The organism is Delftia sp. (assembly GCF_059499305.1).
The window spans coordinates 475,044-500,174 of the sequence record NZ_JCABYI010000004.1 but is presented as its reverse complement, the minus strand read 5'-3'; the positions used below and the strand labels follow the sequence as shown (position 1 = coordinate 500,174).

24 protein-coding genes are annotated in these 25,131 nt (G+C 64.5%); 18 read left to right on the top strand and 6 right to left on the bottom strand.

Features of this window, described 5'->3' with window-relative positions:
* Positions 1-11 precede the first annotated feature (11 nt).
* Together maiA and AC5I49_RS04090 are read left to right on the top strand one after the other, a co-directional pair.
* Positions 12-653: a maleylacetoacetate isomerase gene (gene maiA, locus AC5I49_RS04095; protein WP_495788873.1), complete on the top strand. Its 642-nt coding sequence runs from the start codon at positions 12-14 to the stop codon at positions 651-653.
* Between the two features lie 116 nt (positions 654-769).
* Entirely contained in the window at positions 770-1,807 is a 1,038-nt protein-coding gene (locus AC5I49_RS04090; protein ID WP_495788872.1) for a Bug family tripartite tricarboxylate transporter substrate binding protein, read from the top strand.
* A gap of 14 nt (positions 1,808-1,821) precedes the next feature.
* Here the strand turns inward: AC5I49_RS04090 and AC5I49_RS04085 are convergent, their stop codons facing one another.
* Complete coding sequence (locus AC5I49_RS04085; RefSeq protein WP_392444230.1) at positions 1,822-3,060, bottom strand: flavin-dependent oxidoreductase; 1,239 nt, start codon at positions 3,058-3,060, stop codon at positions 1,822-1,824.
* Positions 3,061-3,110: 50 nt separating this feature from the next.
* Entirely contained in the window at positions 3,111-4,091 is a 981-nt protein-coding gene (locus AC5I49_RS04080; protein WP_016446007.1) for a tripartite tricarboxylate transporter substrate binding protein, read from the bottom strand.
* 122 nt (positions 4,092-4,213) lie between these two features.
* Between AC5I49_RS04080 and AC5I49_RS04075 the strand changes: the two genes are divergently transcribed.
* The 9 genes from AC5I49_RS04075 to AC5I49_RS04035 all read left to right on the top strand — a co-directional run bounded on the left by AC5I49_RS04075 (position 4,214) and on the right by AC5I49_RS04035 (position 12,463).
* Positions 4,214-4,753, top strand: coding sequence for a MarR family winged helix-turn-helix transcriptional regulator (locus AC5I49_RS04075; protein ID WP_223275353.1), 540 nt, complete (start codon positions 4,214-4,216; stop codon positions 4,751-4,753).
* Between the two features lie 202 nt (positions 4,754-4,955).
* On the top strand, positions 4,956-6,479 hold the full coding sequence (locus AC5I49_RS04070; RefSeq protein ID WP_012205523.1) for a CoA-acylating methylmalonate-semialdehyde dehydrogenase: 1,524 nt from the start codon (positions 4,956-4,958) through the stop codon (positions 6,477-6,479).
* 61 nt (positions 6,480-6,540) lie between these two features.
* A complete protein-coding gene (locus tag AC5I49_RS04065; RefSeq protein WP_495788871.1) occupies positions 6,541-6,942 on the top strand; it encodes a lysozyme inhibitor LprI family protein in 402 nt (133 codons plus the stop codon).
* Positions 6,943-7,024: 82 nt separating this feature from the next.
* A complete protein-coding gene (locus tag AC5I49_RS04060) occupies positions 7,025-8,191 on the top strand; it encodes an acyl-CoA dehydrogenase family protein (protein WP_016446004.1) in 1,167 nt (388 codons plus the stop codon).
* 23 nt (positions 8,192-8,214) lie between these two features.
* Positions 8,215-8,679: a TfoX/Sxy family protein gene (locus AC5I49_RS04055; RefSeq protein WP_034393410.1), complete on the top strand. Its 465-nt coding sequence runs from the start codon at positions 8,215-8,217 to the stop codon at positions 8,677-8,679.
* Between the two features lie 22 nt (positions 8,680-8,701).
* On the top strand, positions 8,702-9,181 hold the full coding sequence (locus tag AC5I49_RS04050; RefSeq protein ID WP_495788870.1) for a DUF488 domain-containing protein: 480 nt from the start codon (positions 8,702-8,704) through the stop codon (positions 9,179-9,181).
* Positions 9,182-9,218: 37 nt separating this feature from the next.
* On the top strand, positions 9,219-10,115 hold the full coding sequence (gene mmsB, locus AC5I49_RS04045) for a 3-hydroxyisobutyrate dehydrogenase (protein WP_016446001.1): 897 nt from the start codon (positions 9,219-9,221) through the stop codon (positions 10,113-10,115).
* 448 nt (positions 10,116-10,563) lie between these two features.
* Positions 10,564-11,775 carry a tryptophan synthase subunit beta gene (gene trpB, locus AC5I49_RS04040; RefSeq protein WP_495788869.1) on the top strand — a complete coding sequence of 404 codons (1,212 nt, stop codon included), beginning with the start codon at positions 10,564-10,566 and terminating at the stop codon, positions 11,773-11,775.
* A gap of 142 nt (positions 11,776-11,917) precedes the next feature.
* A complete protein-coding gene (locus AC5I49_RS04035; protein WP_016445999.1) occupies positions 11,918-12,463 on the top strand; it encodes a PepSY domain-containing protein in 546 nt (181 codons plus the stop codon).
* Between the two features lie 109 nt (positions 12,464-12,572).
* Here AC5I49_RS04035 and AC5I49_RS04030 read toward each other — a convergent pair whose 3' ends face one another.
* Positions 12,573-12,950 (bottom strand): hypothetical protein, encoded by a 378-nt coding sequence (locus tag AC5I49_RS04030; protein ID WP_495788868.1) that lies wholly within the window; start codon positions 12,948-12,950, stop codon positions 12,573-12,575.
* Positions 12,951-13,107: 157 nt separating this feature from the next.
* Between AC5I49_RS04030 and AC5I49_RS04025 the strand changes: the two genes are divergently transcribed.
* The 4 genes from AC5I49_RS04025 to AC5I49_RS04010 all read left to right on the top strand — a co-directional run bounded on the left by AC5I49_RS04025 (position 13,108) and on the right by AC5I49_RS04010 (position 15,792).
* Positions 13,108-13,353: a helix-turn-helix domain-containing protein gene (locus AC5I49_RS04025; RefSeq protein WP_203399410.1), complete on the top strand. Its 246-nt coding sequence runs from the start codon at positions 13,108-13,110 to the stop codon at positions 13,351-13,353.
* 867 nt (positions 13,354-14,220) lie between these two features.
* On the top strand, positions 14,221-14,454 hold the full coding sequence (locus tag AC5I49_RS04020; RefSeq protein ID WP_016452104.1) for a hypothetical protein: 234 nt from the start codon (positions 14,221-14,223) through the stop codon (positions 14,452-14,454).
* 47 nt (positions 14,455-14,501) lie between these two features.
* Entirely contained in the window at positions 14,502-14,810 is a 309-nt protein-coding gene (locus AC5I49_RS04015) for a helix-turn-helix domain-containing protein (protein ID WP_353175617.1), read from the top strand.
* Positions 14,773-15,792, top strand: a complete 1,020-nt coding sequence (locus AC5I49_RS04010) for a reverse transcriptase family protein (RefSeq protein ID WP_343740739.1) — start codon at positions 14,773-14,775, stop codon at positions 15,790-15,792. Before AC5I49_RS04015 ends, AC5I49_RS04010 begins: the two co-directional genes overlap by 38 nt.
* Before the next feature lie 466 nt (positions 15,793-16,258).
* Here AC5I49_RS04010 and AC5I49_RS04005 read toward each other — a convergent pair whose 3' ends face one another.
* Positions 16,259-16,603: a hypothetical protein gene (locus AC5I49_RS04005; RefSeq protein ID WP_343740738.1), complete on the bottom strand. Its 345-nt coding sequence runs from the start codon at positions 16,601-16,603 to the stop codon at positions 16,259-16,261.
* Between the two features lie 560 nt (positions 16,604-17,163).
* Between AC5I49_RS04005 and AC5I49_RS04000 the strand changes: the two genes are divergently transcribed.
* The 3 genes from AC5I49_RS04000 (at position 17,164) to AC5I49_RS03990 (ending at position 21,140) form a co-directional block, all read left to right on the top strand.
* On the top strand, positions 17,164-19,053 hold the full coding sequence (locus AC5I49_RS04000; protein WP_495788867.1) for a DUF1800 domain-containing protein: 1,890 nt from the start codon (positions 17,164-17,166) through the stop codon (positions 19,051-19,053).
* A gap of 43 nt (positions 19,054-19,096) precedes the next feature.
* Positions 19,097-20,545: a DUF1501 domain-containing protein gene (locus AC5I49_RS03995; protein ID WP_495788866.1), complete on the top strand. Its 1,449-nt coding sequence runs from the start codon at positions 19,097-19,099 to the stop codon at positions 20,543-20,545.
* A gap of 136 nt (positions 20,546-20,681) precedes the next feature.
* Complete coding sequence (locus AC5I49_RS03990) at positions 20,682-21,140, top strand: sel1 repeat family protein (RefSeq protein ID WP_495788865.1); 459 nt, start codon at positions 20,682-20,684, stop codon at positions 21,138-21,140.
* 116 nt (positions 21,141-21,256) lie between these two features.
* Here the strand turns inward: AC5I49_RS03990 and AC5I49_RS03985 are convergent, their stop codons facing one another.
* Both AC5I49_RS03985 and AC5I49_RS03980 read right to left on the bottom strand, forming a co-directional pair.
* Positions 21,257-23,020, bottom strand: a complete 1,764-nt coding sequence (locus AC5I49_RS03985; RefSeq protein WP_495788929.1) for a DEAD/DEAH box helicase — start codon at positions 23,018-23,020, stop codon at positions 21,257-21,259.
* Between the two features lie 511 nt (positions 23,021-23,531).
* Positions 23,532-25,112, bottom strand: a complete 1,581-nt coding sequence (locus AC5I49_RS03980) for an esterase-like activity of phytase family protein (protein WP_495788864.1) — start codon at positions 25,110-25,112, stop codon at positions 23,532-23,534.
* Positions 25,113-25,131 lie beyond the last annotated feature (19 nt).

Genomic DNA, 25,131 nt, shown 5'->3' with positions numbered 1-25,131 from the left:
AGACCACCACCATGAAGCTCTACAGCTTTTTCCGCAGCGGCACCTCGCACCGCCTGCGCATCGCGCTCAACCTCAAAGGCCTGCGCCCTGACTACTTTCCCGTGGACCTGCGCGTGGACGAGCAGGCCCAGGCGCCGTTCAAGCAGGTCAACCCGCAGGGCCTGGTGCCGGCGCTGATACTGGACGATGGCCGCGCGCTGATCCAGTCGCCGGCCATCATCGAATGGCTGGAGGAGCGCCACCCCGAGCCGCCGCTGCTGCCCGCCGACCCCGAGGACCGCGCCCAGGTGCGCGCGCTGGCCGCCATCGTCGGCTGCGACGTGCATCCCATCAACAACCGCCGCATCCTGCAGACCCTGCGCCGCCAGTTCGGTGCGGACGAAGCTGCCATCAATGCCTGGTGCGCCACCTGGATTGCCGACGGCTTCGACGCCATCGAAGCCCTGCTGGCGCAGGACACGCGGCGCGGCGACTTCTGCTTCGGCCACGCACCCACGCTGGCCGATGTCTACCTGGTTCCCCAGATCGAAAGCGCACGCCGCTTTGGCGTGGACCTGGACCGCTGGCCGCTGATCAGCGCAGTGGACAGGGCCTGCGCGGCCCTGCCCGCCTTTGCGCAGGCCGCGCCCCTGGCCCAGCCTGACGCCGGCTGAACTTCGCCTGAACCCCGCCGCGCCTTCGCCGGCAGCCCTACCCCGCCCCGAGTCCTCGCCAGAAGGACCGGGGCATTGCAAGCAGTGAAAAAAGCAGATCCAACAGGAGACAGACTGTGAAAGCATCCCCATCCAGCCGCCTCGGCACCGCCCCCTCCCGCCGCAAGGCCCTCGCAGGCGCCGCCCTGCTGCTGGCCTCCATCGCCCCGCTGCATTGCGCCTGGGCGCAGGCAGGCTCCAGCAGCGCCGCCAGCTTTCCCACGCGCCCCGTCACCGTGATCACGGCCTTTGCCGTGGGCAGCGGCCCGGACGCCGTGCTGCGCATCGTGGGAGAAAAGCTTTCCGCCCGCTGGAAGCAGGGCGTGACCGTGGACAACCGCCCAGGCGGCGGCGGCTTTGTCGCCATCGAAGCCGCACGCCGCGCCAAGCCCGACGGCTACACGCTGCTGCAGCTCGACAGCGAACATGTCTCCGCCCTGCCCTACCTCTACAAGCAGCGCAACTTCCATCCGCTGCAGCACTTCGACCCGGTGGCGCCGCTGTTCCTCACGCCCTTTTTCGTGGCCGTGCCCACGAACTCGCCCTGGAAGAGCATGGGCGACCTGATCAAGGCGGCCAAGTCCGAGCCCGGCAAGGTCAGCTACGGCTCCTGGGGCGTGGGCAGCCCCGGCCACCTGGGCGGCGAATGGCTGGACTTCCTGACCGGCAGCAAGATGACCCATGTGCCCTACCGCGAGGTCAGCCAGCTCTACACCTCGGTGGCCAATGGCGATCCGGCCTGGAGCTTTGCCAGCCTCCCCTCCAGCCAGGGCATCTACAAATCCGGCAAGATCCGCTACCTGGCCGTGGCCGCGCCCCAGCGCATCGCCCAGATGCCCGACGTGCCCACCGTGGCCGAATCGGGCGGCCCCGCCGAACTGATCGTGAACTCCTTCGTCTCCCTGCTGGCGCCCAAGGGCGTGGACGCCACCCTGCGCGACAAGATCCACGCCGACGTGGTCACCGTGCTGCAGGACCCGCAGGTGCGCGAGAAATTCGCCACCTTCGCCTTCCAGCCCATCACCTGGGAGGTGCCGGAGATGGAGAAATTCGCCAGGACCAAGGCGGACCAGTACAAGCTGCTGATCCAGAAGGCGAATATCAGCCTGGATTGAGACCGCCGCCTGCCTCAGCCCTGCGACTGCGGATTCACGAACCCCGCCACCTGCTCGTAATGGCGGGCAATGGCACGCAGCTCGTCCTGGCTGATCAGCTCGTCGATATGGCCGAAGGGCTGGCCGCCGCTGAGTTCGTCGGCCTTCATGATGATGAAGTCGGGCGGCGTGGAGCGGTTGGTCAGCACCACCTGGCTGGTGGCGGGCAGGCGGCTGGCCTCGTAGGCGGCCAGCAGCGCCAGCGGGTCGCCCTGCGGGTCGGCGGCCAGCAGGTCGGCCAGCACGCGCGCATCGCGCATGGCCTGGGCAGAGCCGTTGGAGCCGCGCGGATACATGGGGTGGGCGGCATCGCCCAGCAGGGTCACGCGGCCGAAGCTCCACTGGTCCACGGGGTCCTTGTCCACCATGGGGTACTCGAAGATGGTCTCGGCCGAGCGGATCAGGGCCGGCACATCCAGCCAGTCGAAGGTCCAGCCGCCGAAAATCTCCAGCACATCCTCCATGCGCCCGGCGCGATTCCAGTCGTTCATGCGCATCTGCGGGTCGCGGATCTCGGCCACCCAGTTGATGCGCTGCATGCCCTGGCCGTCGACGTTGTCCTCGATGGGATAGATCACCATCTTGCCGGTATCGACCGAGCCGATGCGCAGATAGCTCTTGCCCGTGAGGATGGGCTTGAAGCGCGAGACGCCGCGCCAGGTGTTGATGCCGCCGAAGGCCAGCTCCTCCTGCGGATAGAACTGGCGCCGCACGGCGGAGTTGACGCCATCGCAGGCCACGACGATGTCGGCCGTGGCCGACGGCGGCACATGGCCCTGGGCATCCGGCGCGAAATGCACGGTGGCGCCATGGGCCGACTGGTCCACACGCACGCAGCGGTGGCCCGTGTGCACTGCGCCCGGGCCCAGGCGCTGCACGGCAGCCTCGAAGAGAACGCGGTGCAGGCGGCCACGGTGGATGCCCAGTTCGGGTAGCTCATAGCCGGCATGGCGGCCACGCGGCTCGCGGTAGACGAACTGGCCATAGCGATTGAAGAACACGCTTTCCAGGTTCTCGATCGCCAGGGCCTCCAGCTGCGGCTGCAGGCCCAGGTCGCTGAGTTCGCGCATGGCATGCGGCAGCAGGGTAATGCCCGCGCCGATCTCGCGGACCTCGGGCACGGCCTCGAAGACTTCGCAGGCAATGCCTCTTTGATGCAGGGCCAATGCCAGGCACAGGCCTGCGATGCCGCCCCCCACGATCGCTACTTTCATCCGCTGACTCTCCATGCTTTCTCCAGGGGCGCTGTTGGCGCCCGCCCCGCCTACTCGGCGGTAATCCCCCGCGCCTTGACCAGATCGGCCCAGCGCCGGGCGTCCTTTTGCACCAGGGCCTTGAACTCGGCCGGCGTGCTGCCGGCCGGATCCATGCCCTGGGGCGCGAAGGCATGCCGGACTTCCTCCGACGCCAAAATCGCGCGGATCTCGCGATTGAGGGCATCGACCTGGTCCGCCGGCATGCCGGCCGGCGCAAACACGCCGTACCACATATCCACGTTCACATCGCCCGCCTTGGCCTCCTTGAGCGTGGGCACGTCGGGCAGCAGCGGGTGGCGCCGCTGGCTGCCAATGCCCAGCGCGCGCAGCTTGCCGGCCTTCACATGCGTCAATGCCACATGAATGGGCAGGAACATGCATTCCACCTGGCCGCCCAGCAGGTCCGTCAGCGCCGGCCCTGTTCCGCGATAAGGGATGTGCGTGATCGATACGCCCGCCGTGCTCTTGAAAAGCTCCATCGCCATATGGTGCGGAGTGCCCACTCCCGGAGATGCGTAATTGATGCGGCCCGGCGAGGCCTTGGCCGCCTTCACCAGATCGGCCGCCGTCTGATAGGCGGAGGCCGTGGGCGTCACCAAAATCAGCTGTCCCCAGCTGGTCAGCGTTACAGGCTCGAGGTCCGTCAGCGGATTGAATGGCAATTTGGGATACAGCGATGCGTTCATCACCAGGGTATTCACTGTCACCAAAAGCGTCTGGCCATTGGCGGGCGAGCGCACAACGGCCTCGGTTCCGATATTTCCAGAGGCGCCCGGCTTGTTCTCCACCACCACGGGCCGGCCCTGGCGCTTGGCCAGCAAAGGCCCGATCGTTCGCGCAATCGTGTCGATTCCAGTCCCCGGAGTGAAAGGCACAATCAATTTCAGAGGCACACTCTCGGTGCTGGCGATGGCGCCTGCTACGGGTAAACCCAATACTCCCAATCCGCTTGTCTTCAAAAATTGCCGTCTGCCAACAAAATTTCGCATGTAGACCTCTTTTGTAGTTAGCATGCAAACGCATGGTAATCATGCACCAGAATGGGCACAATTGGTGGAAATCGAATGAATACTGGACATCTCTGCAAGAATACTAGACGCATATGGACACGATGACGCCTGCACCACTGCCGCTATATCAGCGCCCTGGCTTTTTGCTGCGGCGCGCCCACCAGATTTCGGTCGGCATTTTTGAAGAGCAATGCCGCCCCCTGGGACTGACGCCGCCACAGTACGGCGCCCTGGTCCTGATCGACGCCTCCCCCGGCTCCGACCAAAGCTCCCTGGCGCGCGCCATGGGCTTCGACAAGGTGACCACGCTGCGCCTGGTGCGCGGGCTGGAAGAGCGCGAGTACGTGCACCGCGCGCTGAGCACGCGTGACCGCCGCCAGCACCAGCTCACGCTCACCGAAAAGGGCCGGGCCCTGCTGGCCGCCAGCGTGCCGCTGGTGGACCAGGCCTACCACCGCCTGGTCTCTCCGCTGGAAGACGAGGAACTGCAGGAGCTTTTGCGCCTGCTGACCAAGCTGGAGTCCGGCCTGGGTGCCAGCGCCCGCGTGAAGCTGGAGCCGCTGCACAAGCCCGCCGCCCGCGCCGTACACCACTCCAGCCCCGCTGCAGACGACCGCCTGCCGGCCACCGGTACGGACTGAGCCTTCAAGCCCTGAACCCGCATGGCCTGCGAACACCGCAGGCCATGTTTTTTGGCGTGGCCGAGTTGGCATGCCGATGTGCAAAAACGCACATGCATACTGCAAACATCTCCATTGCTTGCGAAAAACCGCACAGCTACCATGCGATGAACGCCCGGCGCACGGCATGCCGGGCCGACACCACCGCAACAGGAGACAAGCCATGAATGCATCCACGTCCGCCAAGGTTTTGGCGCCCACGGTCAAGCTGCTGATCAACGGCAAGCTGGTCGAATCCCAAAGCACCCAATGGCGCGATGTGGTCAACCCGGCCACGCAGGAAGTGCTGGCCCGCGTGCCCTTTGCCACGCCCGACGAGGTCAATGCCGCCGTCGCCAACGCCAAGGAAGCCTTCAAGACCTGGCGCAAGACGCCCATCGGCCAGCGCGCCCGCATCTTCCTGAAGCTGCAGCAGCTGATCCGCGAGAACATGAAGGAGTTGGCCGCGCTGCTGACCGCCGAACAGGGCAAGACCCTGCCTGACGCGGAAGGCGATGTCTTCCGCGGCCTGGAAGTGGTGGAGCATGCGGCCAACATCGGCTCGCTGCAGTTGGGCGAGCTGGCCAACAACGTGGCCAACGGCGTGGACACCTATTCCGTGCTGCAGCCCCTGGGCGTGTGCGCGGGCATCACCCCCTTCAACTTCCCGGCCATGATTCCGCTGTGGATGTTCCCCATGGCCATTGCCACGGGCAACACCTTCGTGCTCAAGCCCTCCGAGCAGGACCCCATGGTCACCATGCGCCTGTGCGAACTGGCCCTGGAAGCCGGCATTCCGCCCGGCGTGCTGAACGTGGTGCACGGCGGCGAGGACGTGGTCAACGCCATCTGCGACCACCCCGACATCAAGGCCATCAGCTTCGTGGGCTCCACCAAGGTCGGCACCCATGTCTACAACCGCGCCAGCCTGGCCGGCAAGCGCGTGCAATGCATGATGGGCGCCAAGAACCACGCCATCGTCATGCCTGACGCCAACAAGGAGCAAACGCTCAACGCCCTGCTGGGCGCAGCCTTCGGCGCGGCAGGCCAGCGCTGCATGGCGCTGTCGGTGGCCGTGCTGGTGGGCGATGCGCAGAAGTGGATTCCCGAGCTGGTGGAAAAGTCCAAGACCCTGAAGGTCAGCGGCGGCACCGAGCCCGGCACCGACGTGGGCCCGCTGGTGTCCTGCGCGGCGCTGTCGCGTGTGGAAAGCCTGATCGAACGCGGCCTGGCCGACGGCGCCAAGCTGGAACTGGACGGCCGCAAGCCCCAGGTGGCAGGCTACGACAAGGGCAACTTCGTCGGCCCCACCGTGTTCAGCGGCGTCAAGCCCGGCATGAGCGTGTATGACCAGGAAATCTTCGGCCCCGTGCTGTGCCTGGCGGCTGCCGACAGCCTGGACGAGGCCATCGAGTTCATCAACGCCAACCCCAACGGCAACGGCACGGCCATCTTCACGCAGTCGGGCGCTGCGGCGCGCAAGTTCCAGGAAGACATCGACGTGGGCCAGGTCGGCATCAACGTGCCGATTCCCGTGCCGGTTCCCCTGTTCTCCTTCACGGGCAGCCGCGCCTCCAAGCTGGGCGACCTGGGCCCCTACGGCAAGCAGGTCGTGCTGTTCTACACGCAGACCAAGACCGTCACGGCGCGCTGGTTCGACGACAGCACCACCAGCCAGGGCGTGAACACCACCATCAGCCTGCGCTGATGCACGGGTCGGCAGGCCTGGATTGATCCGGGGCAGGCCCCGGCTCTGGGATGATGGCGGCATGCGTTTTCCAATGACCGCCCCCCTCTCCCGGGGCCTGGGTGCCGCCTTGCTGCCCATCCTGGCCGCCCTGCCCCTGACCCTACACGCGCAGGCCGGTGCAGCCTGCGACCCGGCCTCCACCGCCGCCGCCAGCCGCAATGCCTGCGCGGTCCAGGTCTTCCAGGAGGCCGACACCGCGCTCAACATCCGCTACCTGGACGTCATGCAGCAACTGCCCCAGGGCAAGCGCACGGGCCTGCGCCACGACCAGAACGGCTGGATCAAGGGCCGCACGGCACGCTGCAAGGCCGCCACGCGCGACAGCGAAACCCATCCCGAAGGCCCGCGCCTGTACCACGAATGCCTCACGGCCGCGACACAGGAGCGCATGCAAGCACTGGAGCGCTGGCTGCAGCACTGACCGCCGCACGCCCCCCACAGCCACCGACAGCCCCCCCAGAACAACAAGGGCCCCAGAGCCCAACGCAGGAGACAAGCCAGCCATGGACTTCGAACTCAACGACGACCAGCGCGCCTTTGCCGAATCGGCCCGCGCCTTTGCCCAGGCCGAACTCGCGCCCCATGCCGCGCACTGGGACCGTGAATCCATCTTCCCGCGCGAGGCCATCGCCAAGGCGGGCGAACTGGGTTTCTGCGGCCTGTACGCGCCCGAGAACGCCGGCGGCCTGCAGCTGCCGCGCCTGGACGCCACCATGGTCTTCGAGGAACTGGCCGCCGTCGATCCCTCCACCACCGCCTTCATCACCATCCACAACATGGCCACCTGGATGCTGGGCACCTGGGCCACCGACGCCGTGCGCGCCGAATGGGGCGAGGCCCTGACCAGCGGCCGCAAGCTGGCCAGCTACTGCCTGACCGAGCCCGGCGCGGGCTCGGACGCCGGCTCGCTCAAGACCCGGGCCGAGCTGGCGGGCCATGAATACATCATCAACGGCGCCAAGGCCTTCATCAGCGGCGCGGGCAGCACCGACATGCTGGTGCTGATGGCCAGAACGGGCGACGCCGGCTCGGGCGCCAGCGGCATCTCCGCCTTTGCCGTGCCCGCCGACCTGCCCGGCATCAGCTACGGCAAGAAGGAAGAAAAAATGGGCTGGAACAGCCAGCCCACGCGCGTCATCAGCTTCGACAACGTGCGCATTCCCGCCCAGAACCTGCTGGGCCGCGAGGGCGAAGGCTTCAAGATCGCCATGAAGGGCCTGGACGGAGGGCGCATCAACATCGCCACCTGCTCCGTGGGCGCCGCCCAGGGCGCGCTCACCCAGGCCCAGCAGTACATGCACGAGCGCAAGCAGTTCGGCAAGCCCATTGCCAGCTTCCAGGCCCTGCAGTTCAAGCTGGCCGACATGGCCACCGAACTCGTGGCCGCGCGCCAGATGGTGCGCCTGGCCGCCTCCAAGCTCGATGCCGGCGCGCGCGACGCTTCCACCTACTGCGCCATGGCCAAGCGCTTTGCCACCGATGCCGGCTTCATGGTCTGCAACGAAGCCCTGCAACTGCACGGCGGCTACGGCTACATCCGCGAATACCCGCTGGAGCGCCTCATGCGCGATGCCCGCGTGCACCAGATCCTCGAAGGCACGAACGAAATCATGCGCGTCATCATCGCGCGGCGCATGCTGGAAGGCGATGCGCCGGACATGATCCGCTGATCCATCCACATCCAGCCCACGCCATGCCCGCCCGCCCGCTCTCCGACACCACGCTGCACCTCATAGACGCCGTGCGCGAAGCCTTGGCCGGCTGCGACGACGTACAGGAAAAGCGCATGTTCGGCTGCCATGTCTTCATGGTCAACGGCAAGCTGTGCCTGGGCGTGGAGGACGACGAGCTGCTGGTGCGCCTGCCGCCCTCGCAGCACGCGGCCGTGGCCGAGACGCCGGGCCTGCGCCCGCTCTCATCCAAGGGCCAGATGGACGGCTACTTCTTCATCGGCCCCGCCGCCTACGCCACGCGCCAGCAGTGGCAGCACTGGATTGCCCAGGCCCTGGCCTTCAACCCCCACGCCAAGGCCACGCCCCCGAAAAAGCGCAAGGCCCAGGCCAGCGAACCCGCGCCCGCCGACGCAAAGACACCGCCAGCGCCGCCCGCCCCGGCCGGGCGCCGCACACGCAAGCACCCCATCTTCGGCGACGAATAAGCCCCCTTTGCAGGAGAGCCCCATGCCCATCCGCATCGTCCAGCTAGGCAGCCCCCGCCACGCCGATGAAGGCCTGCGCATAGGCACCGTGCGCCGCCCGCCGCGCGGCGTGCCCAAGGCCGAATTCGCCAGCCGCGACTACTACGACGTCTGGTACCCCGAACTCTCGCCCCAGCCCGACACCATGCACACCGCGCTCGAATCGCACCGCCTGCAGGACCACGGCCAGCAGGCCGAGGCAGACAAGCTCTGGCAGCAATTCGTGCGCAAATTCCGCAATGAAATGGCCGAGCCCGCCGCCAGCCGCACCCTGGACCTGCTGGCCGCCCTCTCGCAGCACAGCGCCTTCGCCATCGGCTGCTACTGCGAGCAGGAGGCGCGCTGCCACCGCGGCATCCTGCGCTCCCTGCTCAAGGAACGCGGCGCCGACATTGCGAACGGTGACAAGGACACCGGCGACATGGACACCGGCGAAAAGTACACCGGCGACACGGGCCACTGAGACACACCACAAGCTTCACAACACAGGAGACAAGCACATGCAGATCGCATTCATCGGACTCGGCAACATGGGCGGCCCCATGGCCATCAACCTGCACAAGGCCGGCCACACGGTCAAGGCCTTCGACCTCTCCAAGGACGCCTGCGCCAAGGTCGCTGCAGAGGGCGTGAGCATTGCCGCCAGCGCCGAGGACGCCGTGCAGGGCGCCGAAGCCGTGGTCTCCATGCTGCCAGCCAGCCAGCACGTGGAAGGCCTCTTCCTCGGCCGTGACGGCGCGGCCGGCCTGCTGCAGCGCATTGCCAAGGGCGCGCTCATCATCGACAGCTCCACCATCGCCGCCGCCACCAGCCAAAAGGTCGCCAAGGCCGCCGAAGCCGCAGGCATTGCCTTCATCGACGCCCCCGTCTCCGGCGGCACGGGCGGCGCCATTGCTGGCACCCTCACCTTCATGGTCGGCGGCAGCGACGCCGACCTGGAGCGCGCCCGCCCCCTGCTCGAAAAAATGGGCGCCAACATCTTCCACGCCGGCGCCGTGGGCGCGGGCCAGACCGCCAAGATCTGCAACAACATGCTGCTGGGCATCCTCATGATCGGCACCAGCGAAGCCATCGCCCTGGGCGTGGCCAACGGCCTGGACCCCAAGGTCCTCAGCGAAATCATGCGCCGCAGCTCGGGCGGCAACTGGGCCCTGGAAAAATACAACCCATTCCCCGGCGTCCACGAAAACGCCCCCGCCTCCAAGAACTACGCAGGCGGCTTCGGCACCGACCTCATGCTCAAGGACCTGGGCCTGGCCCAGGAAAACGCCATGGCCGTCAAAGCCTCCACGCCACTGGGCGGCATGGCCCGCGCCATGTACGCCATGCACTCCATCGCCGGCAACGGCGCCCTGGACTTCTCCAGCGTCATCCGCTCCCTGCAAAAGAACGGCTGACGCCCCCGGCCCCACCCCATCTCCCCGCCCCCAATCCCGTATGCCCGCGCCTGCGTCGGGCCGTCTGCGGGGTTGCAGTCCTGCCGCAGGACAGGACTGCTTCGTCAACTGACTCGCCGTGATGTTTGAGTGAAGCGCGCAGCGCGCAACGAGTTTCACGGCGCACCCCGCAGGCGGCCCGACGCAGGTTGCCCCGCAGCGCAGCGAAGGGGTCGCGGGCATTCGGGTCGTCTTTCTTTGGCCTACGTTTCTTCGGCCGGCGTACCGGTGACGAATCAAAGAAAGGTAGGTCGGCCGCCGGGCCGAAACCCGGCCTCGAAAAACAACCACCCGGCAGGGTCAAAAACAAGAAACCCCGACCGGGGTTTTCTCTCTTCAGACCCATGGCAGCCCTACGTAAGCTGCCACCGCCAACATCCGCCATTCCACAGAACACCCGCCAGCAACCATGACCACTACACCCCCCAACTTCGCCCCCATGCCCAACACCGAAGGCTACTTCGGCCCCTACGGCGGCCAGTTGGTCCCGCCCCACCTCAAGCAGGCCATGGACGACATCAACACCGCCTACGCCGAAATCACCAAACGCCAAGACTTCCAGCAGGAACTGGCCCAGCTCTTCGCCGACTACGTGGGCCGCCCAAGCCCCATCTTCCACGCGCGGCGCCTGTCGGAGCAGCTCGGCGGCGCACAGATCCACCTCAAGCGCGAAGACCTCAACCACACCGGCGCCCACAAGATCAACCACTGCCTGGGCGAGGCCCTGCTGGCCAAGTTCATGGGCAAGAAGAAGGTCATCGCAGAAACCGGCGCCGGCCAGCACGGCGTGGCCCTGGCCACGGCCTGCGCACTGGTGGGCATTCCCTGCGAGATCCACATGGGCCAGGTGGACATCGAGAAGGAACACCCCAACGTCACCAAGATGCGCATCCTGGGCTGCAAGCTCGTGCCCGTCACGCGCGGCGCGGCCACGCTCAAGGAGGCCGTGGACAGCGCCTTCGAGGAATACCTCACCAACCCCACGGACTACATCTACGCCATCGGCTCCGTGGTCGGCCCCCACCCGTTCCCGATGATGGTGCGCGACTTCCAGAGCATCATCGGCCGCGAGGCGCGCGAGCAATTCCAGGCCAAACACGGCAAGCTGCCCGACCACGTGGCCGCCTGCGTGGGCGGCGGCTCCAACGCCATGGGCATCTTCACGGCCTTCCTGGGCGATGCCTCGGTCAAGCTCGTCGGCGTGGAGCCCTCGGGCGAAGGCACGGACAAGCCCGGCCGCCACGCAGCCACCCTCAGCATGGGCAAGCCCGGCGAAATCCACGGCATGAAGTGCTACGTGCTGGAAAACGCAGACGGCACGCCGGCTGCCGTGCACAGCATTGCCTCGGGCCTGGACTATCCGGGCGTGGGCCCGCAGCACAGCTACCTCAAGGACCTGGGCCGCGTGCAGTACGAATCCGTCACCGACAAGGAATGCCTGGACGCCTTCATGCAGCTGTCGCGCGTGGAAGGCATCATCCCCGCGCTGGAAAGCGCCCACGCCGTGGCCTGGGCCATGCGCGTGGCGCCCGGCCTGCCCAAGGACCAGCACATCCTCATCAACCTCTCGGGCCGGGGCGACAAGGACGCCGACTACGTGGCCAAGGTGCTGGGCCTCTGAACGCAGAGCTTGCGCGGGATCAAACCGCAGCACCCCGGAGGGGGCAAAGGGCGCCCTCTCCGACAACCGCTCTCCGGGACGGTGGAGACAATGGCCCCGACCGTTGTCTTGTCCAACCCCATTCCCGGAAGGAGCCACACCCATGAAGCCTGCCCCATTCGCACGCACTGCCGCCCTCTCCATCGCCCTGGCCCTGACCTGCGCCACCGCCGCCCTGCCCGCCGCAGCCAAATCGGTGGCCGAATGGCAGACCATCACCAGCCAGGCCAAGATCCCGCTGGAACAGGCCATCACCCGCGCCACCCAGGCCGTGCCCGGCAAGGCCATCGAAGCCCAGCTGGACGACGGCGACGGCATGGGCCCGCGCTACGAAATCGAAGTCATCACCCCGGCCGGCGACAGCGTGGAAGTCTGGGTCAACGCCATCACCGGCCAGGCCGCCCAGCACAAGAACGACGGCGCCGCCAAGCGCAAGGACCGCCAGCGCCTGGAAAAGGCCAAATCCACCATAGAGCAAGCCATCCAGGCCGCCACCCGCCACACCCCGGGCACGCCCGTCAGCGCGGAACTGGACTCCCACTGGGGCCAGACCAGCTACCAGGTCGAAGTGCTGCAGGCCAACGGCACGCTCATGGAAGTCAAGATCGACGCCGTGGGCGGCGAAGTCATCCGGGCCAAGAAGGACTGACCCACGGTCCCAACCCGGCAGCGCGCTTCAACATGAGGCGCGCTTTTTTTCGCCCATTTTTTGCCTCGTTCCCGCCATGCCCGCAGGCCATCCGCGCCTGCAGCACTCCTCAGGCCAACGCCACCGACACCCCCTCATCCGCAAACCGCTTCGCCGCCCTGAGCAGATAGCTCACGGCATAAAGAATGGGGTCGTCGGCCTCATCGCCATTGAGATGCTCCACCACCTCAATGGCATAGCCCAGGTTCACCGCCGTGTCGTGCAGCAGGCCCACCAGTTCCCTGTCTTCCGGCTCCAGCGACTGCGCCTGGTCGGCCTTCACGTAGTAGATGCGCAGCAGATCGCGGCACACGCAATTGATGGCCGTGACCTTGTGGCGAGCGAGCAGGTCCAGCACATCCAGCGCAGCGCCCATGTGCAGGACGGCGTCTATGGCGAGGTCTTCGAGTTTGGGTGGGGGTGTGGTGGCTAAGGCTTGCTGCTCCATCTGCGCTCCTGTCGAGAGTTGCTCAGCGCCCAAGATCACTGGGCAAATGCGACGCCCATCTGCTGGGAGCGTCGTCGTCGCTTTACAAAACTCCAACTATAGGTGGAAGACTGTCTGCACGCAAACCGGGAAGCTTTGCTCACTTTAGTGAGCAGATATGACAGAACTTGATAAAGCCTTTGGAAGCCTGTTGCGTGAGCTACGCAATGAGCGCGCGCTGTCCCAGGAAGCCCTTGCCGCGGAAGCCGGCCTGGCGCGCAACTACATCAGCCAGTTGGAGCTTGGTAGCAAATGTCCGAGCCTTCGGTCTGTATTCAAGCTGTGCAAGGTGTTGGGGGTTGCGCCAGGGGATGTGGTGGGTGAGGTTGGTAGACGAGTAGAAAGAAGTGAAAGCGGTATCTAGTGAAGGACTGTTGCCGGCCAGGAGCGGTCGGTCGCCTGGCCGACAGCTTCAGGCTGTTAGCGGTCTGTCGACGGACAGCAGACTTGATGCGGCGGTACGACAAGCCTGAGGTACCCATCAGCCGACGTTCGTGTCGGCCAGCATCGACCCGAAGCTTACGTCTACGCAAGTGACTTATCGGCCTCCGCAGTGCGCCGAGCTACCTCGCTGGCCCATGAACCCGCATCGTCCACAAGACCATGAACGCGCTCAACCCGAGCAACGAAGACAGCCACAGAGCGCCAACATCCCAATGGGTGATCGCTATGCCGAAAATGAACGGGGAGCCTGCTTGCACAATGTGGGCCGGTATAGTCAGCCACCCTTGCCGTTGCCCATATCCCCGCACCCCAAACACCTTCAGCGGCAGTGTTCCCACAGCGATCGTCAAGATGCCGTTCCCGCCGCTAAGGCAGTCCTCCATGTACGAAGATTTACACAAAATAACGTACTCACAGTCAAAATTTCGAACCAATAGTGCGTAATATGCGTCTTGGCGGCGCGTGATCGCGCTGCTGCGGTTGAAGAGATTTGTGATTCCTAACCCAAAAGGCAAAAGCTCAGTGATCAGGGCTTCATTTCGTGAAGTCCCGCTACGCAAACAGTGAGCGTAGCTTGCAACGCGGCGCAGTTGGCTCAGCCTATTGCGACCAGCCGGACGCCCAGATCCTCTGGTGCGCGAAGTCCTGTGCGTCTTCGTGCTCTGAGAGGGGAAGGATGAGCCAGCAGCGTGCAACTGTGGTGGGCTTGGTTGGTGTCGAGTTGGCTCCTTTACGGCGCTGCCTTGAAAGGGGAAGCAGGGCATGGTGCCTTGTAGAAGGAGTCCTAATGGACAAGCAAATCTTGGAAAACAACATCAAGGGCTTGAAGAAAGCCCGCGATGCATGCAGAAGCCAACTCGACATTGGTGCTATGAAGGAACTGGAGGATGCAATTTCGAAGCTTGAACAGCTGAGAGACCATCATCCAAGCGCGGCAGAAGCTCAACAGCACAAGCTGCGCATTCTCCAGGCCATCGCGGCGGTCGTCGTTATCGTGACGAACATCCGAGATTGGCTATGAGACCGTCATGGGCACCCCAAGCCCATTCTTGGTTCTGAGATTCACATATGAACATCGGACAGGCCATCCAGCTCGCTCGCAAAAAGCGCAGGCTTTCACAATCCGCGTTGGCGGAGCGGGCAGACATTTCGGTCTCCTACCTGTCGTTGCTTGAACGCGGCCGACGCGACCCGCCGTTGTCCACCATCAAGCGAATCGCTGCAGCCCTCGTCATGCCCGTGGAAATCCTGTTTTTCCTGGGAGCAGAGGACGGAGAGCTTGGGCAGCTGAATCGGGATCTAGCCGGCCAGTTGGCGATCACCGCCTTGGAGCTTCTGAATGAGCCTCTGCCTGAGCAAACCGAGCTACCAAGCTAAGCCGATTCGGTCCATTGCCGCGCTGGCCCGAGCCTTGCGCTGGGGCGAACAAGCGCTTGTGCAGTTGGCGGACCGCTCGGAAAGCATGTGGCGAACGGTCAAGCCCCAGCCGGGATCGACCAGGCAGACCTTCGATGCGATGGGGCAGCTCAAGGAATTACATACACGCTTGAAGCTGCATATTTTTTCGAAAGTTGTGTTCCCAGACTACCTGCAAGGCAGCCTCGCGGGACGCGATTACGTCACCAATGCCTCGCTTCATGCAAAGAAAAAAATACTCATCTGCGAGGACGTAAAGCGCTTTTTCCCTTCTGTGGGGGCGATTTACGTCGAGCAGGTCTGGCGCGATTGCTTGGGCTTTGCTCCGGATGTTGCCCGGTTGTTAACCAAGCTGACAACCAAAGGGGGCTACCTTCCACAAGGGGCCATCACCAGCTCGTTCTTGGCCAATCTGGTGCTGTGGCGCCATGAGCCCCTGCTGCATGCCAAGCTCAAGCAACGTGGCATCACCTACTCACGCTATGTGGATGACATGGCCTTGTCTTCTGCCAGTCATTTGGACAAGGACACACAAACCTGGGCCATTGCCCAAGTGTATGGGATGCTTGCTCGCCACGACTTGAAGGCCAGCCGGGACAAGCATGATGTGTTCGCAGCGTCCCGCCCGATGATCGCCACGAAGCTCATCGTGAATCACAGCCCGTCCTTGGGCGCAAAGAAGCGGTCACAGGTGCGAGCTCAAGTCCTGCAGTTGGAGATGGCTGCAGCCAGTGTCGCAGATGCCGATCAGATCCGAGGCCTTGCGAACAAGGCAGCTCAACGGGTCGGCCAATTGGGGCGATTCCACAAGACAGCTGCAGCACACCTTAAAAGCCGCATCGCCACTGTCCGGGATACTTTGACTGCAGAAAGCAGAGTTGCCATAACAGGGGAGCGGGCCGCTCACTGGGAGCATTTAGAAGGAGAGAATCCCTGGTCATAGTAGGTGGTCTAACCACCAGCAAGCTACTTCAAGCCGGTCATTTTCAACCGGCACAGCTGGTCAATCAGACTGGCATCCGCAGTCATCGCGCTGAGGCACCGAATCTTGCGTCAGGGAACGACCGCTCACGTTGGCAGCAGTCATTGGGTGCCGAGGCGCGAACGACAGCAATGGGTCGACTTCCGACAGCCAGCAATGGGCAAAGTCCGGTGGCCATGGATCGCGTAGGCCCATATCAATCACTCCATCCACCTCAGCTTCCCAGAAAGCGCCTCCAAAGTCGCGCGAAGTCATGACATTGATCCAGCGGCGAGCGAGGTGGCGGGTACTAGCCCTTGCAGCAACCTAGAGCTTATCCATTGGCACTGCGCCACAAAGACAGCGCTGCTAATCGGCGTCAGCGCCACTTGGAATTGCCCTTCGTTTTGCGTGGCAGCCAAGCATTCCTGACGCATAGAATTTCACTCTAATTCTGGTGTGTGGCTGACGCTGCAATTGGCACCAGAACACGCCAACCCTTTTTGTCGTGCAATGTCGATCTGCAGACAACTTGAACTCTTTTTCCTAGAACTCCACTGTCTGAAGATGCCCAGTCCGATTCAAGCGGAACAGCGCACTGTTCGACTATTATTTTTGGATTTATTCGAACAGCAGTGAATTGGGTTCTCTTCTGCCTGTTTTCCTTCATCAAGAATTCATCTGCAGATCTCTTTACTTCTTTTAAATCTTGGATTGGTGGTGAATTTTTCTCACCAGCAGACGTGGTACCAGAAATCATGATCGCCACCAACATAAAGAAGATTCTTGTCATTGTCTTTGCACAGTTGATTTACGGTGGTGTCAAATATGAAGTGCAACATCTGAGATCCAGGTAACTTGCACGGATGACTTCACCCTACAAGCACTGGCAACCCAAGAATTGCCTGGCCTTGGCATCCCTGGTGCGTCTGAGCCTGCGTGCAGCGTTCAGGACGCCTTCATGCGAACACCAGGCGACAGATACCGCTCGGCAACGCGGCACCGTGCAGATGCAACGCACTCAGGTGTACGGCCCCAAGACGTCAAGCCGCATTCTTCAGCCTGCAGCAGGAGAAAGCCCTATGACAATCCGCCCGCATGGTTGCACCCGCACAACGCTGCGCATCCCCTCAGAACACCGGCAGGCGAGCGGCCCACATCGGGCTTTGCCCAGGCTCCACAGCGTCAACCCTGCATACAGCCCCCTGCAGCCCCTGCGCCGTATAACGTCTTGACACGCTTTTGGGCTGCAAGGTGGCTGCGCACCTCCGAAATCCTTGGAACACTCTGCGCCACGCGCCGAAGAGCGAGGCAGTTCGTTGCCACGCCCCGGCCTCTGCCTGAAAGCCCACAATGCACCCCACACCACAGGCTGCAGCCTCCACGCTGCAGCCGCCCGACCGCGCGCCCGCGGATTCCTTGCCTGCCTGCGCAGAGCCCGGCCACCTCGGCCACGAACCGAAGAGCTCCCTGATCCCTCCCGCCCTGGCCTCCTCCCTTGCGGCCGCGCTGCTGGTGGCCTGCGGGGGCGGTGGGGGCGATTCAGCCCCCGGCACCGGCACTGGCGGCACGGGCGCCGGCCCTGGTGGCGGAACCGGTACGGGCACAACGGCCACCCCCACCAGCGATGAAGAAGCCGCACGTTTTCTGCTGCAGGCGCAGTTCTCGGCCACCGACGAGGAGATCGCAGCGCTGCGCGCCAAGGGCTACGGCCCCTGGCTGGCCGAGCAGTTCGCGCTGCCCGTGGACACCACGGGCACGGCCTGGCTGATGCAGCGCGGCTACGGCGTGGCAGAGGCCGGCACGCGCTACGACAACGTCTCGTATCCCTCCGACTTCATGCTCTGGAGCCAGCTTTTCACGGAGCGCGACGCCGTGCGCAAGCGTGTGGCATTGGCGCTGTCGGAGATCATGGTGGTCTCCACCACGGGGCTGGAGCAGCCCTGGAGCATCTTCCTGGCCTCCGGCTACTGGGATCTACTGAACCAGCATGCCTTCGGCAACTTCCGCACGCTGCTGGAGGCCGTCACGCTCAGCCCGGCCATGGGCATCTACCTGAGCACGCGCGGCAACCAGAAGGAAGACGCCCGCAGCGGCCGCCAGCCCGACGAGAACTACGCCCGCGAGGTGATGCAGCTGTTCACCATCGGCCTCTACCGCCTGAATCCCGACGGCACCGAGCAGCGCGACGGCAGCGGCAACCGCATCGATACCTATTCGGCAGCCGATGTGAGCAACCTGGCGCGCGTCTTCACCGGCTACGACTACGACACCAGCAAGAACCAGCCCACCAACCTGAGCGGCAGCACGGTGACGGGGCTGCAGCAGGCGCTGCTGCCCATGGCCTTCAACGCCGCGCGCCATTCCACGCTGGCCGCCACTTTCCTGGGCACCACCGTGGCTGCGGGCACGTCGGGGCCAGCGGCGCTGAAGGCGGCGCTGGACACGCTGTTCAACCACCCCAACGTGGGGCCCTTCATCGGGCGCCAGCTGATCCAGCGCCTGGTCACCAGCAACCCCAGCCCCGCCTATGTGGGGCGCGTGGCCGCCGCCTTCGCCGACAACGGCAGCGGCACGCGGGGCGACCTGCGCGCCGTGATTGCCACCGTGCTGCTGGACCCGGAGGCGCGCGGCGCGGCAGGGCTTGCCAGCCCCCAGTACGGCCGCCTGCGCGAGCCCATGGTGCGCTTCGTGCAGTGGGGCCGCACCTTCGGGCTGCGGTCGGCACGCGGCACCTGGAAGATCGACAACCTGAGCGACCCGGCCACCCGCCTGGGCCAGAGCCCGCTGCGCTCGGGCTCGGTGTTCAACTTCTTCCGCCCGGGCTACGTGCCGCCCTCCACGCCCCTGGCCACGACGGGCCAGGTGGCGCCGGAGTTCCAGATCGTCACCGAGACCAGCGTGAGCGGCTACCTGAACTTCATGCAGAACGTGATCCGCTTCGGCTACTACGTGAACGCGCCAGACCTGCCCCAGGGCGGCAGCAGCGCGGCCAACGGCTTCGACATCACCTGCAGCTACGCCAACTTGCTGCCCCTGGTGGCCGACGCCGCCGCGCTGGTGCGCAAGGTGGCGCTGCTGCTGTCGGCAGGGCAGGTATCGGCCGCCACGCAGGCGCGCATCGTGGCAGCGCTCAATGCCACGCCGGTGACGGCCACCAGCAACACCGCCACCCAGCTCAACCGCGTGGCAGCCGCCGTGCTGCTGGTGATGGCCAGCCCCGAATATCTGGTGCAGAAGTGACCGAACAAGTGACCGAACGTCTGCAAAGCAAAGCGACATCTCCATGAATTTCATCGACCCCGCCCGCCACACGCGCCGCGCATTCCTGCGCCGCAGCACGCAACTGGCCGCCGCCGGTACCGCCCTGCCCTTCGCCCTGAATCTTGCCGCGCTGGGCGAGGCCGCCGCCTTCGAGGCAAGCGACTACAAGGCGCTGGTCTGCGTCTTCCTCTATGGCGGCTGCGACTACGCCAACACCGTCGTGCCCTACGACAGCACCCGCTACGGGCAGTACTCCGCCATACGCGGCGGCAACAGCGATGGCACGGCCGGTGGCATTGCCCTGGCCCGCGCCGCGCTGGGCAATACGCTGCTGCAGCCCAGCACGGCGCTGGCCGGTGGCTTGCAGTACGCGCTGCACCCATCCATGACGGGCCTGGCCGGCCTATTCAACGCGGGCCGCGCTGCGGTGCAACTGAACGTCGGCCCGCTGCTGGTGCCACTCACGCGGGTCCAATATGCCACCGGCGACCGGCGCAGCTACCCGCTGCCGCCCAAGCTTTTCTCGCACAACGACCAGCAGTCGGTGTGGCAGTCGCAGGGCGCAGAAGGCTCCACCCTGGGCTGGGGCGGCAACCTGGGCGACCTGGCGCTGTCGTCCAACGCCACGTCGCTCTTCACCTGTATCTCGGCCACGGGCAACGCCGTGTTTCTCTCGGGCGACCAGGCGCTGCAGTACCAGATCAGCCCGGGCGGCGCCGTGCCCATCAACGCCGTCAAGGGCACCAGCGTCTATGGATCGACCGCCGTGCGCGGCCTGTTGAGCGAGCTGGTGCAGACGGCCGGCAGCCACGCGATGGAGGCCGAGTACGCCCGCGTCACGCAGCGCTCCATCAGTGCCGAGGGGCAGATCTCTTCAGCCCTCTCCAGCGCCAGCCTGTCCACCGCCTTCCCTGCCAACAACCCGCTGGCCGACCAGCTCAAGGTGGTGGCCCGGCTCATCGCCGGACGCAACGCGCTGGGCACGCGCCGGCAGGTGTTCTTCGTGTCGCTGGGCGGGTTCGACCTGCACGACAACCTGATCGCCAACCAGCCGCAGCTGCTCGACAAGGTGAGCAGCGCCATGACGGCCTTCTACAACGCCACGGCCGAACTCGGCGTGGCCGACAAGGTCACGGCCTTCACCGCGTCGGACTTCGGCCGCACGCTGACGTCCAACGGCGACGGCTCGGACCATGGCTGGGGCAGCCACCACTTCGTGGTGGGCGGCGCGGTGCGTGGCGCGTCCTTCTATGGCGCGCCGCCGCCCATCAGCGTGGGAAACGGCAGCGGCAGCGAGGACCAGTGGCATGTCGGACAGGGGCGCCTGTTGCCCAGCACTGCCGTGGACCAGTACGCCGCCACCCTGGCGCGCTGGTTCGGCGTGGCGAATACCGAGCTGGCGGGGGTGCTGCCGCACATCGGCAACTTCGGCGGCTCGGCGTATCCCATCGATCTGGGGTTCATGGGCTGACGCCGTGCGCGCCGGGCCTGCACGGCCGATTCGAGTCAGCCTCTGGGTGGCCCTGAGGGCGCCTTTGACAATTCCGAATTTTCAAGGACCGGGATTGCGAAGACGATGGGGCCACTCAGTTCAAGTGGAGACAAAAATGCGATTCGAATTCCGCCCCATTGCCACAACAATTGCCACCCCAATTGCCATGCTGGCCCGGCATGCACGGCATGGCTTGTTCATCGCAGCGGCCCTGTCCGGCGCGCTGGCCCAGGCGGCACCGTTGCCGTTCGACACGGCCACCACTTCCGAGCAGCGGTTTCAACTGGCCCTGGAGGCGCAGACTGCGGGCGAGTACGCCTCCATGCTCGCGTTGCTGCGCCAGGCGGCCCGGGATGGCGAGCCACAAGCCCAGGAAACACTGGCATGGATTCTTCTGGCACGCCCAACCCTGTATGGCACCGCGGTGAAAGCGGATCGCTGTGAAGCAGTGCACTGGCTGCGGCAAGCCGTGGCAAAAGGGAATCAAACGGCCAAAAGCCAGTTGGATTTCCTGAACCGCCTGCGCAATGCGCCGAGTGGCAAGATGGCCTGCGCATCCGAGTGGGAAGGGTGACATGCGCAAAATCCTTTTCGGATCGCAGCGCCATCCTCAAGAATGCGCTGCGGGCACAACGCTACTGGGACCACGCCTGGAGCACTGACCACCTCACGACGGACTTGTGCCCGTCCTCACCACGCATCCACCAGCGCCTTCGCAAACGCCCCTTCACCCGCCACAGTCAATACCAGTTTTTGTGTCGCCCGAGTCGCAGCCACATAGAACAGTTTGGCCTCGTCCGCCGCATCTTCGCCTTCACGCGGCATCTGCCCCACTCCTGCGACGGCCACGACCGGAAACTCCAACCCCTTGCTGGCGTGCATTGTCATCACTTTGATGGTGTCGGCCAGTGGATCGAAGTCACCTGAGCGATGTCGCACGCGATGCGGCAGTTTTCGGCGGCCAAGTGCCATGGCGCACTGGTTCATGGAGTCGTGATCGCGGCACAGGATGGCCATGTCACCCCAGGCGTGGCCTTCCTGATGCGCCGCAACCAGCAGCTCGGCGATCTTGGCGGGCTCGTCCCGCAAGCTCGGCAGGCGCACGATCAGCGGCTCCTGCCCTTCGCGGCCGCAGCTGATGGGTTGCACCAGCGGAACACCGTCCTCATCCTGGGCATTGGGTTGCAGGAACTCGGCGGCGACGCGGTTGGCGATTTGCAGAATCTGCCTGGTGTTGCGGTAGTTGATCTTGAGAATGGTCGTGCGCCCAGAGGCCTGGATTCCCACGCTCTTGAAGCTGAACCCACGCGCCTTGCTCTTGCCATAGATGTTCTGGGCGCTGTCGTACAGGATCAACAGGCTGTTGGTCTCGGGGTCCACCATCTGGGTGACGAGCTTGAGCCATTCAGGCTGAAAGTCGTGCCCCTCGTCGACCATCACGGCCTGGTATTGCCCGGACGGAATCTGTTGCCGGTCCACGCCGCGAATCACAAACTCCACCATCTGATCAAACATGCCTGGGCCCTGAGCGGGTAGCGTCTGACCATAGGCCACCAACTGCTGGCGACACCACTTGTGGAAGTTGCGGGCGTGCACCCGGTCGGCCAGGCCCTTGGCCGCAAACCAGGCATTGAGCTTCACGGCCAAGGGCTCGTTGTAGCAGAGCACGAGGATGGGCTTGGTCGAAGCGGTCTTGGCCAGGTGTTCCGCACGATAGCCAAGAATCATGGTCTTGCCTGAGCCGGCAACTCCGTGGATCACGCGATGCCCATCACCCAGGCTGCGCGCTAGTTGCTCCTGCTGCAAGTCCATGACGCGCATGATGTCCGGCAGCTCGTCCGCGTCTTCCGGCAGAAGGCTGCCTTGCACCGGAACACGCACCTGCGGGAACATGATCCACCGCGTGCGCTCGAGCTGCGGCACCGACATGGCTTTGCCGAAAGCGTGGGGGAACATGTTCCACAGGCGCTGCTGAAAAGCCTCCGCATCAACGGATTCCAGCATCTCGTCCTTGCAGATGACCAGATGCGCATCAATCGTCTGGTCCAGTGCAGATTCTTCAAACTGCTTGCGCGTGATGTTGGTGAACACCACGCCGCTGCCCCAGGGAAATGCCAGCTTTCCCTGATGAGGGCCTTCGCCGTGAATGAGTTGCTGATCCCGCTCCAGTGCATTGACCACTTGAATGGCGCAGTGTCGCGCCTGAGCTGCCGGATTGATGACGACCTTGGGCCTTCCATCCACGATGAGCGTCCAGGCCTGTTTGGTCGCCTCTTGAACCGTCTCGAGCCGCCAATCCTTGGTCTCAAGAATCAAAACGCCCCTGCGTGGATGAATGACGACAAAGTCAGGATGCGTCTGCTTGGGGCCAATGGGCACGTCATACCAAAGCATGTAATCGTCTTCGAGCTTTTGCTCCAACCGCTCGGCCAGCCGTCGCTCGCCAGGCGTCATGCGCCCAACGCACGCCCCCATCGCAGGAATCAGTACCGCCACTTTCTTCTCCTCTACAGAGCGGCTGAGGATACCGCACGCACTATCTCTTCAGGAATTCGATGACTGGCCAATCCCAAGCCATCGAAAATCCGGAATTGAATTCTGAACGGCTCTCTGTTGAATTTCCTCGACTCACGCGGAAACCAGCATGGAATTTGAAGGCGCTTCTGAAATGACCAAGCAGAGGAGGATTTGATTGTGAAAGTGCTTGGCTCGGACGTATGCCTGCCATCTACGCACTCAACGACTACCGGTTTGGGCAATGCCGGAACACTGCCGAAGGTAGAAAGGACCAGTCATTGCGGCAAGCCCGCACTTGCGCCGCAACGGCGGTGCTGCTCCGTGCAGATGCCAGAGGGGGCGACATCAGCGTTGCGGCCCGTCGCAGCGCCTTCGCGCTGGACGAACCGCCCTGAATTACCGTGGCCCCGTTGTCTTGCCTATGCAATGCAGTCGCAGTCGCAGTCGTTCAGGGAGCGCCGTATTCGCTCAGTTTCTTGCTGAACTTAAAGGTCCAAAGTCGCTGCTTGCGATCGTTGACGTCATTGGTGGTAAAGCGCAGGCTCGCCGCGCCCTTGGCGCATTGGCCGTCGTTCACGATCCTGCCGTCGGCGTCCACCATGCATTTGGTGACGTTCGAGCCTTCGATTTCCTTGCCGCTGGCGTCCAGCACGGCCAGCGAAACACCGAAGTCGGTGTCGTTGGTCAGCGCCAGCGTGTAGTCATCGACCAGTGCCAGGCCTTCGGCCTTCTCGGCCACCCAGCCGGTGGCGTTCAGGTTGAAGAGCTGGGTCTTCTTGAGCGTCACGACCTTGGAATAGTCCGAGCCATTGACCGGCTTGCCGGTCAGGCTGCTCTTTTCCAGGTCGGAGCCCAGCGCGGTGATGTCGGTGGCGTTGGCCGGAAACTCGATCAGAACCAGGTCGTTGAAGACTTTCTTGTCCTTGCCCGTGCCTTGCTCGATGGCGATGAATTTCCCCTTGCCCAGTGAGACCACATCACCCAGCTTGGCATTGCCGGTCTTGCCTTGGTTGTACCAGCGGCTGTCCACGGGCAAGGCAAACAGGCGGGTTTTCTCGGTGGTCGGGTCAAACTCCACCCAGCGCACAAAGCGCGCGTAGTCGCGCACGTTCTCCGACTTGCCTGTGGCGTCGGCAACGGCAGCGGTGGTGTAGTCGGCCTTGCCGTCGTCCAGGGGGCTTTGCAGGAAACCGTGCAACTTGCCGCTGGCCGCATCGATGCTCAGCCCCTCCATTCCACGGTTGGCGCGGCGCTTGGCGAGAATGGCCGGCAGATCGGCCGCGCCAGTGCCGGGCCCGTATTTCTTCTGGATGATGCCGGTCGCCGGGTCGATCTTCACGATGAAGGGTCCGTATTCGTCGGACACCCACAGCACATTGCGTGCGGCATCCACCACCACGGATTCTGTGTCCAGGCCGAATTCGCTGTAGCCCTTGGCCTTGCCGGGATAGGTGAAGGAGTCATCCAGGACTTGCTCGCCTGTGTTGCCTGTGATGCCCCGTGGCTGCACGCGGCCGTTGGCGTTCTGTGTGGCGCTGAATCTGAGCGGCAGGGTGGAGACGAGCCTGGCTCCGTCCTTTCCGAGGGCGATCACGCCGATGGACGGAATGAAGTTGGGCGAGGGAAACACCGTGGAACTGGCAAAGCCCGCGGGATTGGAGCCGTCGGTGATCTGCGTGACCGGGCCGGTGGTCGCGTTCGGGCCGCGATCGGTGATGGCGTAGAACTCCAGCGTGCCGTCGGCACGCCTGCCCTTCAAGGCCAGGCCCGAACCGTAGGCTGGCAGAAATCCCTTGGGGAAATCGGCCTTGGTGGCGGGGTGTTGGCCTTCGTAGGGGAAATAGAACCTGTCGTCGAACTGGACGTCCTGGCGCGTGACGATGGCGCGAATGCTGCCGACGCCGGTGGTCTGCATCACCGTCTCGGAGCCGGCGACCTGGAGCGGGCGGGTGTCGGCGCAGGCGCTCAGCAAGGCAGCCGCGGCGGCGATCACTGCCATCAGGCAGGAAGAAGAAGTGGGGGGTCGCATGGCGAGTAGGTCTTGAGAA

What these genes read in the sequence shown, in the direction of transcription:
- maiA (WP_495788873.1), top strand. Translation starts at nt 12, where the DNA reads ATGAAGCTCTACAGCTTTTTCCGCAGCGGCACCTCGCACCGCCTGCGC.
- AC5I49_RS04085 (WP_392444230.1), bottom strand. Translation starts at nt 3,060, where the DNA reads ATGAAAGTAGCGATCGTGGGGGGCGGCATCGCAGGCCTGTGCCTGGCA.
- AC5I49_RS04080 (WP_016446007.1), bottom strand. Translation starts at nt 4,091, where the DNA reads ATGCGAAATTTTGTTGGCAGACGGCAATTTTTGAAGACAAGCGGATTG.
- AC5I49_RS04075 (WP_223275353.1), top strand. Translation starts at nt 4,214, where the DNA reads ATGACGCCTGCACCACTGCCGCTATATCAGCGCCCTGGCTTTTTGCTG.
- AC5I49_RS04070 (WP_012205523.1), top strand. Translation starts at nt 4,956, where the DNA reads ATGAATGCATCCACGTCCGCCAAGGTTTTGGCGCCCACGGTCAAGCTG.
- AC5I49_RS04065 (WP_495788871.1), top strand. Translation starts at nt 6,541, where the DNA reads ATGCGTTTTCCAATGACCGCCCCCCTCTCCCGGGGCCTGGGTGCCGCC.
- AC5I49_RS04060 (WP_016446004.1), top strand. Translation starts at nt 7,025, where the DNA reads ATGGACTTCGAACTCAACGACGACCAGCGCGCCTTTGCCGAATCGGCC.
- AC5I49_RS04055 (WP_034393410.1), top strand. Translation starts at nt 8,215, where the DNA reads ATGCCCGCCCGCCCGCTCTCCGACACCACGCTGCACCTCATAGACGCC.
- AC5I49_RS04050 (WP_495788870.1), top strand. Translation starts at nt 8,702, where the DNA reads ATGCCCATCCGCATCGTCCAGCTAGGCAGCCCCCGCCACGCCGATGAA.
- mmsB (WP_016446001.1), top strand. Translation starts at nt 9,219, where the DNA reads ATGCAGATCGCATTCATCGGACTCGGCAACATGGGCGGCCCCATGGCC.
- trpB (WP_495788869.1), top strand. Translation starts at nt 10,564, where the DNA reads ATGACCACTACACCCCCCAACTTCGCCCCCATGCCCAACACCGAAGGC.
- AC5I49_RS04035 (WP_016445999.1), top strand. Translation starts at nt 11,918, where the DNA reads ATGAAGCCTGCCCCATTCGCACGCACTGCCGCCCTCTCCATCGCCCTG.
- AC5I49_RS04030 (WP_495788868.1), bottom strand. Translation starts at nt 12,950, where the DNA reads ATGGAGCAGCAAGCCTTAGCCACCACACCCCCACCCAAACTCGAAGAC.
- AC5I49_RS04025 (WP_203399410.1), top strand. Translation starts at nt 13,108, where the DNA reads ATGACAGAACTTGATAAAGCCTTTGGAAGCCTGTTGCGTGAGCTACGC.
- AC5I49_RS04020 (WP_016452104.1), top strand. Translation starts at nt 14,221, where the DNA reads ATGGACAAGCAAATCTTGGAAAACAACATCAAGGGCTTGAAGAAAGCC.
- AC5I49_RS04015 (WP_353175617.1), top strand. Translation starts at nt 14,502, where the DNA reads ATGAACATCGGACAGGCCATCCAGCTCGCTCGCAAAAAGCGCAGGCTT.
- AC5I49_RS04010 (WP_343740739.1), top strand. Translation starts at nt 14,773, where the DNA reads ATGAGCCTCTGCCTGAGCAAACCGAGCTACCAAGCTAAGCCGATTCGG.
- AC5I49_RS04005 (WP_343740738.1), bottom strand. Translation starts at nt 16,603, where the DNA reads ATGACAAGAATCTTCTTTATGTTGGTGGCGATCATGATTTCTGGTACC.
- AC5I49_RS04000 (WP_495788867.1), top strand. Translation starts at nt 17,164, where the DNA reads ATGCACCCCACACCACAGGCTGCAGCCTCCACGCTGCAGCCGCCCGAC.
- AC5I49_RS03995 (WP_495788866.1), top strand. Translation starts at nt 19,097, where the DNA reads ATGAATTTCATCGACCCCGCCCGCCACACGCGCCGCGCATTCCTGCGC.
- AC5I49_RS03990 (WP_495788865.1), top strand. Translation starts at nt 20,682, where the DNA reads ATGCGATTCGAATTCCGCCCCATTGCCACAACAATTGCCACCCCAATT.
- AC5I49_RS03985 (WP_495788929.1), bottom strand. Translation starts at nt 23,020, where the DNA reads ATGACGCCTGGCGAGCGACGGCTGGCCGAGCGGTTGGAGCAAAAGCTC.
- AC5I49_RS03980 (WP_495788864.1), bottom strand. Translation starts at nt 25,112, where the DNA reads ATGCGACCCCCCACTTCTTCTTCCTGCCTGATGGCAGTGATCGCCGCC.